General features: G+C 63.1%; 9 protein-coding genes and 1 pseudogene. 2 read left to right on the forward strand and 8 right to left on the reverse strand.

What is annotated here, in order from left to right:
• Positions 1–297 precede the first annotated feature (297 nt).
• The 8 genes and pseudogenes from NDY25_RS03670 to NDY25_RS03705 form a co-directional block, all read right to left on the reverse strand.
• Positions 298–1,422 (reverse strand): aminotransferase class I/II-fold pyridoxal phosphate-dependent enzyme, encoded by a 1,125-nt coding sequence (locus tag NDY25_RS03670; RefSeq protein ID WP_168958304.1) that lies wholly within the window; start codon positions 1,420–1,422, stop codon positions 298–300.
• 11 nt (positions 1,423–1,433) lie between these two features.
• Positions 1,434–1,862 carry an SDR family oxidoreductase gene (locus NDY25_RS03675; RefSeq protein ID WP_256627776.1) on the reverse strand — a complete coding sequence of 143 codons (429 nt, stop codon included), beginning with the start codon at positions 1,860–1,862 and terminating at the stop codon, positions 1,434–1,436.
• A gap of 13 nt (positions 1,863–1,875) precedes the next feature.
• Complete coding sequence (locus tag NDY25_RS03680; protein ID WP_256627777.1) at positions 1,876–2,148, reverse strand: Rossmann-fold NAD(P)-binding domain-containing protein; 273 nt, start codon at positions 2,146–2,148, stop codon at positions 1,876–1,878.
• 72 nt (positions 2,149–2,220) lie between these two features.
• A complete protein-coding gene (locus NDY25_RS03685; RefSeq protein ID WP_256627778.1) occupies positions 2,221–3,408 on the reverse strand; it encodes an aminotransferase class V-fold PLP-dependent enzyme in 1,188 nt (395 codons plus the stop codon).
• A gap of 94 nt (positions 3,409–3,502) precedes the next feature.
• The gene (locus tag NDY25_RS03690; protein WP_168958302.1) at positions 3,503–4,957 is read right to left on the reverse strand and encodes an NAD(P)/FAD-dependent oxidoreductase; all 1,455 of its coding nucleotides are present in this window, start codon (positions 4,955–4,957) and stop codon (positions 3,503–3,505) included.
• An 88-nt stretch (positions 4,958–5,045) separates the two neighbouring features.
• Positions 5,046–5,783: a tryptophan 2,3-dioxygenase family protein gene (locus NDY25_RS03695; protein ID WP_315974243.1), complete on the reverse strand. Its 738-nt coding sequence runs from the start codon at positions 5,781–5,783 to the stop codon at positions 5,046–5,048.
• Between the two features lie 65 nt (positions 5,784–5,848).
• Positions 5,849–6,208, reverse strand: a pseudogene (locus NDY25_RS03700) (tryptophan 2,3-dioxygenase family protein); the annotation flags it as partial.
• 17 nt (positions 6,209–6,225) lie between these two features.
• On the reverse strand, positions 6,226–6,756 hold the full coding sequence (locus NDY25_RS03705) for a VOC family protein (protein WP_168958300.1): 531 nt from the start codon (positions 6,754–6,756) through the stop codon (positions 6,226–6,228).
• 1,192 nt (positions 6,757–7,948) lie between these two features.
• Between NDY25_RS03705 and mutS the strand changes: the two genes are divergently transcribed.
• Complete coding sequence (gene mutS / locus NDY25_RS03710; protein ID WP_168958299.1) at positions 7,949–10,570, forward strand: DNA mismatch repair protein MutS; 2,622 nt, start codon at positions 7,949–7,951, stop codon at positions 10,568–10,570.
• Positions 10,571–10,890: 320 nt separating this feature from the next.
• The gene (locus NDY25_RS03715) at positions 10,891–11,505 is read left to right on the forward strand and encodes a DUF937 domain-containing protein (protein WP_168958298.1); all 615 of its coding nucleotides are present in this window, start codon (positions 10,891–10,893) and stop codon (positions 11,503–11,505) included.
• Positions 11,506–11,871: the final 366 nt, after the last annotated feature.

Here is an 11,871-nt window from a genome sequence, read left to right on the forward strand (position 1 = left end):
GATCTTAGCTTTTCCAAGGACGAAAGAGTCCTCCCCGAAGCAACAAGGGGTGTGCAAGCAGCCGCGCACGGGCAGGCCCCTGTGCGGCTGGCGTTGAGGGCGTGCGAAGCAAGCAGCGAGCGTTCGTGGCTTGACGGCTGATTGCCCGACCCCGCGATACCTAGTTGGAGCGCGCATGGCATCGCAGGCGGCGTCCGGCTAGCCCCGATTCCGGCGCAAAGGATCCTGGCAGGTTGGCACCGTGTTCTGACCAAACCACGATCGCAAGACACTTGTGCAATCAAGCAGCCATCGGCTTCATCCAACGACGGCCAACAACTGCGCCATCCGTGCAAGCCCCAACTCAAGCTCGGGCAACGACACACCACCCGCTCCCAGCCGCAGATGCTGCGGGCACGCATACGCAGCGCCTGACATCACGAACGTGTTGTACGGCGGCGCCAGCAGCTGCTTGCTGAAATCATCGGCGCTGATCGGCAACTGCAATCGTGCCAGCCCAAGCAGCCCGGCTTGCGGCGGTGTCCAGGTCAGCGCAGGTTGTTCGACGACGAAGCGATCCAGCAAGGCGATCCGTTCGCGCCCGACGGCGCGCGAGTGCGCCACCGCCGTATTGAAGTGCTCCGGTCGCAAGGCAACTTCGGCCACGCGCTCGCCCAGCACGTTCATGATCTCGCTGGTGTTTTCGCGCAGCACCATCGCAGCATTGAGCACCGCACGGTCGCGCGTCACCATCCAGCCAGTCCGCAAGCCCTGCAAACCCAGTAATTTGGACACGCTACCGGTGCTGATACCGCGCTCGTACAGCGTTGCGATGCGCGGCGTCTCCTGATCGATCCACTCCAGGCCCCGATACACCTCGTCGGACACGATGTACGCACCGACCCGATCTGCCGCGGCGATGATGCGTTGCAGTGTCTGCGCATCTTCCACACGTCCAGTGGGATTGTTCGGGTTGCACAGGAAGATGAGCTTGGTCTTCGGTGTGACCAGCGATTCGAGTTGTGCAATATCCAGCGCCCATCCGGTTGCTTCCGTGCGTGCTACGCGCCTGGGAATCGCACCGATTTGCTCGGCCAGCACCAGCGGCTGTTGCCAGCCTGGCGCATCGATGACGAACTCGTCGCCCGCGCCCAATAGCTGCGTCAGCGCCAGGTAATTGGCCTCCTGCGCGCCGGCGGTGATCAGCACATCGTCCACGCCGCAGCTGGGGCGATATCCGTATTGATCCAGCACCCGCTCGCGCAGGCTCGGCAATCCCTGGTAATCCTCGCCCGACCAGTCCAGCGACAGCGCCGGATCGAGTTGCGAGAGAAACTGCTGCAGCGGCGGCGAAGGCGACAGCGAGTACGTCACGCACGCCTCGGGCTTGGCACGATGCGCAGTGAGCCACTGCTCCCAAAAACTGTTCGACGGTACAGGCATGCGCAGGTTCCTTATCCCATGACGGCCGGGCAGACACCCAGGCCAAGCGATGCATCGATAACGGCGCCGCGCAAGATGCGTGCCTCATCGCGGCAAAGGTAAAAACACAGCTCGGCAATCTCGCTTGGTTCGATCAAACGGCCACCGGGCAGCGAGGCTTCCAGTTCCTGCCGTTGTTCCGGCGAGAGCGCGTTCAAGGTGCTGGCTTGAAACATCGGCGTATCGGTAGCACCCGGGCACACGGTGAACACGTCGATACCGGTGAAGGCGAGCGTGGCTGCGAGTTGCCTGCCCAAAAACGCAACCGCGGCCTTGCTCATGCCATCGGCGGCACGGAAGCGCGGAAAGTGGGTAATGCCACCATCCACCGAACTCATGAACAGAATCTTGCCCTGCCCGCGCGCCTGCATGCCCGGAATCAGATCCTCGCTCAACCACAACGGGCCGATCGTGTTAACGCGAAAGAACGCCTCGTCCTGTTCCCTTGTAGGTGGCAGCCGCACGCTCCACGGTCTTGGTTCCGACCCCGGCGTTGTGAATCACAATATCCACCGGCATGCTCAAGGCCTGCATGAAATCCGCGTGGCTCTGCCGATCGCCGACATCCAGCGCGTGCGCTTGCACGCGATCGTTGCCAAACGCGGCAACCAGATCCAGCGCGCGGCGCCGGCTGTCTTCGCCCGGCCGATGGGTAAAGCTCACCCGGCAGGATGCCTCTGCGAACACGCGGATCAACTCCCCCGATGCCGCCGGCGCCACCGGTGATCAACACGTGCTTGTCTTCGAGTCCTGTCGTGTTCATCGCATCGTCTCGGCAGTGCGGTGCTGATCGTCCAGCGGCCTATCATCGGCGGCAAAGCACCGCGCAAGTGGTGTCTCCAGCTGCATGAAATCCTCCACTGTGTTGTAGACCTGCGCCGAGATACGCAAGGTGCGGCTGCTTCGATGCGGCCAAGGCGTCACTGCCACATCGATGCGATGTGCGTCGTAGAGCCAGCGTTGCAATGCCGCTGCTGCAGCGTCGGGCGCGTCGCTTGCAACGTCTGGCAGCTGGAATGCCACCATGCTCCCCACCATCGCATCCGGGGCCAGGCGCGTGAGCGGCAAGGCCCGCGCCAACCGCGTTGCGGCCTGCGTCACCAGTGCATGGTTGCGTGCGTACACGGCCGGCAACCCACCGGGCAGCAACCCGGCAAGAAATTCGATCGCAGCGGGAATGCACAGCAATGCGGTCGGATCGGCGGTGCCCAGCCAATCGAATTCAAGATGCAACCGCGGCCTGCCCTGCGTTGCATCGCCGTAGCCGCGACTGATCACCGGCGGATGCAAACCCTCCTGCCGATCGCGGCGCACGTGCAAAAACCCTGCACCACGCGGAGCGCACAGCCACTTGTGGCAATCCCCGGCGTAATACGCTGCACCGATGGCACTGACATCCAGCGGCAGCATGCCCGGGGCATGCGCACCATCCACCAATGTGTCGATGCCGAGCGCTGCAAGCCGCTCGACCAGAACGGCAATCGGGAACACGATCGCGCTCGGGCTGGTGACATGGTCCAGCACCGCCAGGCGGGTGCGCGGGGTGACCTGCTCGAGCACGGCGTCGACGATCTCATCGGGATGTTGCACCGGCACCTCGACCTGCGCGAGGACCACCTCGGCACCGGTGCTGCGCGCAATGAAATCCAGCAGATTGCTGCAGGAAAGATAGGCGTGGTCGGTGGTCAGAATCTGGTCGCCAGGCGCGAAGGTACGTGAGCGCAGCACCGCGCTCATTGCAGTGGTGACGTTAGGTAACAGCAGCAGATCCTGCGGGTCGGCACCGACCAGCTCGGCCAAGGCTTGCCGCGCGTCATCGAGCAAGCCGGGTAACGCGCGGAGCACGAATGCAGCCGGTTGCCGCTCCATCTGTGCACGCAACGCACTTTGCCGCTGTTGCACTGCAATTGGGCAGGCACCGAGCATGCCGTGGTTGAGGCATGCCACGCCCGTATCCAGCGAAAAAGCGCTTTGAAGCGTGTTGGATTGACCTCCAACTCCCACGTGGACTGCATGGCGGACTCCATAACGATCAAGGGCATCACGCAAGTGGATGCGCGACATCAACGTTGCGGTGTTGTTCGAGCACACGCAGCAGATCGGCTCGCGATGGCCCGGCCGGCGGCGACGGCCGCATCTGCGCAAGGGTGGAACGCACACGCGCCAGCACATCGGCTTGGTGAAAGATGGCCTCAGGCGCATCCAGCATGCCCGAGCGCCGCGCCAGCGGCTGCCAAACAACTTCATCGTGGCGCGCTGCCATCGCGATCTGCTGCAAGGTGATCGCACCTGGCGGCGTGGCTGGAGCCGGCCCGCCCGCCCAGAGCGCTGTGCGCACGCGGTCCTGCGCCACACTATCGTCATGCCAGGGACGCACCAGATCCTGTGCCAGGGCATCCGCATTCACTGCAAACCGATATGCATCATTCAGACCATCGCGCTGCAGCAGATCGGCGATGGCAAACGCATACCGTATCGCCAGCGACATGCCGCGCGTATAGGTCGGGTTGGTGATGCACAGCGCATCGCCAACCGCGATCGCACCCAACACGCGCGGGCGCCCTTCAACAAGCGCAGTACGATAGCGGTTTTCGCAGAGCGGCCAACGCAACACGCCCGAGAGCGCTTCCATGACGCCGGGTTGAAGCCATGGCGCAATGCCGGCATGCAACCGTGCCGCAGCGGTAAACGCGGCCGGCTCGGTGAACGCATGCAACGCCTTGTCGGCGTACGGCACCATCATGGTGATCGACGCGTAGCCGTTGTCGGCCGGGCACACGATGCACCCACTCGACGGCGCGTAGCCACCGGCCGAAAAGCCCGCATCAAGCCGCACGCTTGGCCGCTGCAAGATGCGATACCAGCGGGTGAAATAGGCCAGGCCGCAGCCTTCCACCGTGTCTTCGGGCGGCTGCACACCGGCTGCGCGCAGCCACTTGGCGAAGGAGGAGCCACGCCCCAGCGCATCGATGGTCAACGCTGCACGCAGATCGCCTTGCGTGGTCGTCACACCCTCCACCACCGGGATGTCGGTAGCGCGAATCAGCAAACCGCTCACGCTGGTCTGGTCTTGCACGCGGATCATGGGTTCGGCCAACACCAGCGGCTTGAGGACATCCTCCACGAGCGAGCGCCGCACCGACAATCCAAACAACTCCGGGTCCGCACATCGTGGCAACGCCATGGCACCTTCCAGCTGCGCGCCGAACGGCATCTCGATGGCGCCTGCGTCGATCAATGCTTGCCACACATCTGCTGCGCGCGCCTGTAATGTCCGCCGCCCGAGCGCGGCAAGTGCGTGGGTATGCCGCGCCTGCGGTGCGCCCTTTCGCCACCAATGTTCGATGGTGTTGTCCGCTATCGCGGGTTCTGACGGCTGCGCAGTCAGCGCATCGCGCTCGACCAGCTCCACTTGCGTTCCAGTGCGCGCGAGTGCGAGCGCTGTCATCAGGCCGGCCACGCTGCCGCCGAGTACCACGACGGGGAGCGCGCTCATGGAGACACCGCCAGCCGCGCTGCATCTTTGCACTCTCGTACGACACGCTGCATTTGCGCGTTGGCCGCAACATCCGAGGAAGCATCCATCAAGCAAAGCCCTCCATCACGAATCCATAGCCCGCACTCGATCGGATCTCCGGCACGGCAGCCTTGCGCAGCAACAAGGAGCGCACCATCCACAACTCGGCGAAGACGCGGTAACGCAGCGCGGTCTGATCCAGATAGTCCACGCCACTGGAGCCACCGGTGCCCACCCGCCGCCCGATAAAGCGCTCCACCATGCGGGCATGCCGTTGTCGCCAGATCAGCATGGCCTGCTCCAGCTCCAGCACGCTTTCGAGCAAGGCATGCGGCCAGGCAAGCTGCGGCAACTCACGGTAGCTCTCGATAAACAGCATCGCCGCGCGCACCGCGCGTTGCGTTTCTCGCTCCGCATCGCTGGCCAGCGGGTCGTCCTCGGCCAGCAAGAAGGCTTGCGCGCTGGCATCTTCCGCCGCGTAGCGTGCCCTCAGCTGCTCGACCTCCGCAGCAGCCAGGTTGCCGCTTGCCAGCATGAGACGGCGAGCATTCTCCGCACGTATCGACGCCATGTACGCCTCGAGAAACCGCGTGATCTCGGCCGGCGCATTCGAGCCATTGATCGGCACACGTACCAGCCAGTCGTACAGACACTGCTTGACGCTTGGCCCATCGGCCGTACGTGCTTCCACCCGCCGCGCCGACGATGAGAGCGCGCCATCCGGTAGTTTGAGCGCGTCCCGATACGAGCACCCGTTGCCGATCGAAATACGCTGCGTATCCTCCAGGCCCAGCAGGATCTCGATTTCTCACGCAACTGCGCCGACTGGAAACCGCTGGCCGGAGCCAGGCGCTCGCGGAACTCCAGGAAATCCCGCGCCGTCATCGTCTCCATCAGCTGAAAGTGCTGATTGGCTTGCCCAAAGACCGAAATGGCGCGTTTCAATGAGCGCACAGCCAGCACAATCTCCGGGCTCTTGCTCGAATGCGTCGCTAAAATCGTGCGTAACGCGCTCAGCTCCCGCAGGATCAACTTGAACCACAGCTCATAGATCTGGTGCACACTGATAAACAGCGCCTCATCATTACTGATGCCGTGTTCGTCGTTATCGAAGCCGCCCTGCAAGGCAAGCAGCTGCTCGACCTTGATGTAATCCCAGTAATTGATCGCCTTCAATCGTATTCCTCGGTGGGGTTTATCGCTGCTGTGATATTCACATCGACCAGACAATCAGCGCGCGGTAGCACCTATGCGGCGACAAAGGCTCTTTTCAGCGCTTCCCACTCAGCGAGATTTGCATAAGCGGCTTTTTCCAGATCGTTCCAGATTGCGGTCTGGGCCACCTCGGGCTTGACGATCAATTCCATGCGGTGCCCGTTTGGATCACGGAAATACCAGGAGCGCGCCAACTCCCCATGGATTCCATCGCCTGCCACGTCATGAATCACCGGGCCTTCGACTGCGACACCGCGCGCTTGCAGGCGCGCACTGATTTCTTCGGCCCGGGCCTGATCGCGCACCTCCAGCGCCAGATGCTGCGCCCAGTCGTCCGGCACCGGTACCAGCGGCTGGTCGCTGCCAAGCACCTCGAAGAAACAGATATAACTGCCGTCCTCCATTTCGAAGAAGACGTTGTTATTGGTCGCCCGGAGCCCGCTGGACGGCACGTGGTCGATCAACGCGGCAGCAAACTTCAAGCCAATTTCCTGGACGTAGAAATCCACGGTTTCAACTGCGTCCCGGCAGCGATATCCCACATGATGAAGCTTACTCAGCATAAACCCTCGCTTGATTCGTTGAAAAACGAAAACAGATCCAGCTCACTGCTGCCGAACTTAATAACTCACGCGGCGAATCCACTCATCAAGCGGCATACCGACGGGTTATAAATCTATATATTTTTCAATAGGCGAAAAAACGCCACTCGATTTTTCGAGGCACCATCACTGGATTGAGTTTGAAGATGCTCGGCCCTGCCAATTCAGCCAAGCCTCCGTTGCGCAACTCTCGGCAATATCGAAAAAATCTCCAAGAGGTTTTTATGATCGATCCACCAAATGTGCGGCGACTTCATAAATCGAAATCACGAAAAACAAGCAAATGGATCGTCATCTGCGGATGAGCACGCAATCCACACGCGACTGACATCACGAATGACGACACAGAATTTTTTGCGACTCGCACTTTGGAAGCGAACGCAATAATCCGATCCAGGTACGAGGTATTAGTTGGAAAATATATCCAACTGCAGAAAAGGCGTTGCGCTAACCTGAGTGCTTCACACCTCACCTGCTTCCTTTCAGCACACCAAGTGCTTCGGGTTGCAACTGCGAAGCGCGGCGGGATCCATGCATTTTCCAGCGAGGGCTCACTGTGCACGCTGCATGAGGTAGGCCTTGCCGATGGGCTCAAGCGATCGTCTATATGTCGAGCTGCAGCGGTATGGCAACACAGAGCAGATAGACAAGGAAGCGACGGAGGACATCGCCATCTCCACCCGCCAACATCGCAGCAGGCACCGCAGCGGAACCGACCCAACCCCATCGCACTGAAGATCCGGCAGTCGCCGCCGCAGCTGCACAGACCTCGCTGACCTATCAACATTTCCCGCCAGCGAACATGGGTTCTTCCGCGCCAGTGCGTTTCCAGCGGAGAGACGCAACTTCCCACAGGAATCTGCATCCCCAGCATCCCCAGCACTCCCAGATCCCTAACGCGCTAGTGCGCCCCGTACAACAAGTCGCCGGCAGCCTAGACGAACAACCCAAGGATTTTTCGGTCTGTCGGCTAAACTTGCTTCTCAACGGCCAGACGCACTCCGGCCGCCGCCCTCTTCCGTTCCATCGCAACCCGGTCGGTTGGTCGCGACAGCGCATCGGCCTCTTTCGCGCCGCGCAGCCACATAGCGCCGCAAAGACCCGCAACGCACCACTCGCGCACCCATCGGCCGCCAGATTCCGGACAACGTTCTTGCAAACCATCAACACCAAAGACACCACCAAAGTCAGCACGGGCGCCGCCGAGCACACCCCGTTGATGAAGCAATTCTTCGCAGCCAAGTCGGACTACCCCGACCTGCTGCTGTTCTTCCGCATGGGCGATTTCTACGAGCTGTTCTACGACGATGCGCGCAAGGCCGCGCGGCTGCTCGATATCACGCTGACCCAGCGCGGCAGTTCCGGTGGTGCGCCGATTCCGATGGCCGGCGTGCCGGTGCATGCTTACGAGGGCTATCTGGCGCGGCTGGTGGCGTTGGGCGAGTCGGTGGCGATCTGCGAGCAGATCGGCGACCCGGCGCTAGCAAAGGGCCTGGTCGAACGCAAGGTGGTGCGCATCGTCACGCCCGGCACGGTCACCGACGAGGCGCTGCTGGACGAGCGTCGCGACACCTTGTTGATGGCGATCTCGCGCAGCAAACAAGGCTACGGCCTGGCCTGGGCCGATCTGGCCGGCGGGCGTTTTCTGGTCAATGAAGTGGACAGCGTGGATGCGCTGGAAGCGGAAATCGCGCGCCTGGAACCGGCCGAGCTGCTGGTGCCCGACGAAGACAACTGGCCGGAATTCCTGCGCGGGCGCATCGGCGTGCGGCGGCGGCCGCCGTGGTTGTTCGACGCCGATAGCGGCCGGCGCCAGCTGCTGGCGTTCTTCAAATTGCACGACCTGTCCGGCTTCGGCATCGACGACAAGCCCTGCGCCACTGCGGCGGCCGGCGCGCTGCTCGGCTATGTCGAAGAAACCCAGAAACAGCGCTTGCCGCATCTGACCTCCATCGCGATGGAAGTGGCCAGCGAGGCGATCTCGATGAACGCGGCCACGCGCCGGCACCTGGAGCTGGACACGCGCGTCGATGGCGACACCCGCAACACCTTGCTCGGGGTGCTGGACAGCACGGTCACGCCGATGGGCGGGCGCCTGCTGCGCCGTTGGCTGCATCGCCCGTTGCGCCTGCGCGAGGTGCTGGTACAGCGCCACCACGCAGTCGGCAGCCTGATCGACACCGGCGCCGATGCCGACGTGCGCGAGGCCTTCCGCGCGCTTGGCGATCTGGAACGTATCCTCACCCGGGTGGCACTGCGCTCGGCGCGCCCGCGCGATTTTTCCACCTTGCGCGATGGCCTGGCGCTGCTGCCGAAGGTCCGCACCATCCTCGCGCCACTGGATTCGCCGCGCCTGCAGACGCTGTACGCAGAACTCGGCGAACACGATGCCACCGCGCATCTGCTGATCAGCGCAGTGGCCGAGCAACCGCCGCTCAAACTCAGCGACGGCGGCGTCATCGCCACCGGTTACGACGCCGATCTGGACGAGTTGCGTCGCCTGTCCACCAACGCCGACCAATTCCTGATCGACCTGGAACAACGCGAACGCGCCAGCAGCGGCATCGCCACGCTCAAGGTCGGCTACAACCGCGTGCATGGCTACTACATCGAGATCAGCAAGGGCCAGGCCGAAAAGGCCCCGCTGCACTACAGCCGCCGGCAGACGCTGACCAACGCCGAGCGTTACATCACCGAAGAACTCAAGAGCTTCGAGGACAAGGTGCTATCGGCGCGCGAGCGTTCGCTATCGCGCGAAAAACTGCTCTACGAAGGCCTGCTCGACGCGCTCGGCGGCGAGCTTGAGGGCCTCAAGCGCTGCGCCAGTGCATTGAGCGAACTGGATGTGTTGGCTGGGTTCGCAGAACGCGCGCAGGCACTGGACTGGTCGCAGCCGGAACTGGACAGCGCACCGTGCCTGCGTATCGAGCGCGGCCGCCACCCGGTGGTAGAAGCGGTGCGCGACCAACCGTTCGAACCCAACGATCTGGACCTGCACACCGACCGCCGCATGCTGGTCATCACCGGCCCGAACATGGGCGGTAAATCGACCTATATGCGCCAGAACGCCTTGATCGTGTTGCTGGCGCATATCGGCAGCTATGTGCCGGCCAGCCGTGCAGTGATCGGGCCGATCGACCGCATCCTCACCCGCATCGGTGCCGGCGACGATCTGGCCCGCGGGCAATCCACCTTCATGGTGGAAATGGCCGAAACCAGCTACATCCTGCATCACGCCACGCCGCAATCGCTGGTGCTGATGGACGAAATCGGCCGCGGCACTTCCACCTACGATGGCCTCGCATTGGCCGACGCCGTTGCACGCCATCTGGCCCACACCAATCGCTGCTACACGCTATTCGCCACGCATTACTTCGAGCTCACCGCACTGGCCGACGAATCGCATGCCGGCGGTGCCAGCGGCATTGCCAACGTGCATCTGGATGCGGTCGAACACGGCGAGCGTCTGGTGTTCATGCATGCGGTCAAGGACGGCCCGGCCAATCGCAGCTTCGGTCTGCAGGTCGCCGCGCTGGCCGGCTTGCCCAAGGCTGCGGTCACCCAGGCGCGTCATCGTCTGGCTGAACTGGAACAACGCGGCGGCGAAAGCCATGTCGCGCAGATGGCCCCGGCCGCATTGGATGCGCCGCAGCAGTTCGGCCTGTTCACCGCGCCCTCCTCTGCTGCGCAAGAAGCACTGCAGGCGCTGGACCCGGACGAACTCACGCCCAAGCAGGCGCTGGAGGCGCTGTATCGGCTGAAGGCGTTGCTGTGAGTGCGGGGATTGGAGGGTCGGGATTTGGGATTCGTAACAGCGCCGTTTGAGGCGCTTGCGGATCCGTTGCGGCAACGGGGTTGGGTGGCCGTTTGAATGCTGGTTCGGGGGATTCGTCACGGCGTAGCTGCAAGACTGAAGCTTGCGTGGCCTGCTAGTCCAGTGCAGTTGCAGATTTGTGCGTTCGCTTGAACGCTGCCCTGCAATAGCGCCGGCTCGCGCGACATCATGCTGCACGGTGACGCACACCGCGCGGTTTGCTCTGCTGCCGCGACAGGCGCACCCTGCCTCGACGTTTTGTCCAACCGGAGAGCACACCGATGACTACGCCCGCCTCGTTGACCGATCAACTGGCCGCGCAACTGCAGGGCCCGCAGTTGCAGCAACTCGCCAGCCGGCTCGGCATCGCGCCCGAGCAGGCGCAATCGGCGGTGCAGACCGCCCTGCCCTTGTTGATGGGCGCACTGGGCCGCAACAGCCAGCAGGCCGGCGGCACCGATGCCTTGTTGGTCGCCCTGCAGCGCGACCACGCCGGCAGCCCGGACATCGGCAGCCTGCTTGGCGCGCTGCTGGGCGGCTCGGCCAATGGTGCGCAAGGCAATGGCGCCGGCATCGTGAGTCATCTGTTCGGCGACAAGGCACCGCAGGCGGCTGCGGGCCTGGGCAAGGCCACCGGGCTGGAAACCGGCAAGGCCAGCCAACTGCTGCAACTCTTGGCGCCCATCGTGATGGCGTATCTGGCCAGGCGCTTCCTCACTGGCACGACGACGGCCAGCAGTCAGCTCGGCCCGGCCTTGGCACAGGAACGCCAGCAAGTCGGCAGCAATAGCGGCGTCAGCGGCCTGCTGAGCAGCGTGCTGGATCAGGATGGCGACGGGAAGCTGGGCCTGGGCGATGTCATGAAACTCGGCCGCAGCCTGTTCGGCAAGCGCTGACAGGTCGCTGCCGTGCGCCAGGGTTCCGCCCGGGTGTCTCCTCCCCATCCATAGCGACACCCTATCGATATTGTTGAATAATTCGAATTCCCCAACCGATCGATGCTCCTTATCGTGTGCACACGCCGCCACGATGAGTCCGCCTGATGCGCAGCTCCGCCAGTCACATTCCGGATACCGGCCTATACCGGCCCCTGCGGGCAGGCGCTAGCATCGGCACACGCGGCAACGATGCTCGATGACCCCACGGCCGCATGTGCGCCTTCGATCGATCACCACAGCTGACGCATTGCCCACCACTTCGACTCCACCAGCACGTGTCCGCAGTTTCGGCACACAGCTCCCCAAGTGCTCACGCACACAGGT

It is taken from the genome of Xanthomonas hortorum pv. pelargonii, assembly GCF_024499015.1.
In the GTDB taxonomy this organism is placed as follows: Bacteria; Pseudomonadota; Gammaproteobacteria; order Xanthomonadales; family Xanthomonadaceae; genus Xanthomonas; species Xanthomonas hortorum_B.

Excerpts from the sequence above, each read along its gene's own strand:
- NDY25_RS03670 (WP_168958304.1), bottom strand. The coding sequence starts at position 1,422 with ATGCCTGTACCGTCGAACAGTTTTTGGGAGCAGTGGCTCACTGCGCAT.
- NDY25_RS03690 (WP_168958302.1), bottom strand. The coding sequence starts at position 4,957 with ATGAGCGCGCTCCCCGTCGTGGTACTCGGCGGCAGCGTGGCCGGCCTG.
- NDY25_RS03705 (WP_168958300.1), bottom strand. The coding sequence starts at position 6,756 with ATGCTGAGTAAGCTTCATCATGTGGGATATCGCTGCCGGGACGCAGTT.
- NDY25_RS03715 (WP_168958298.1), top strand. The coding sequence starts at position 10,891 with ATGACTACGCCCGCCTCGTTGACCGATCAACTGGCCGCGCAACTGCAG.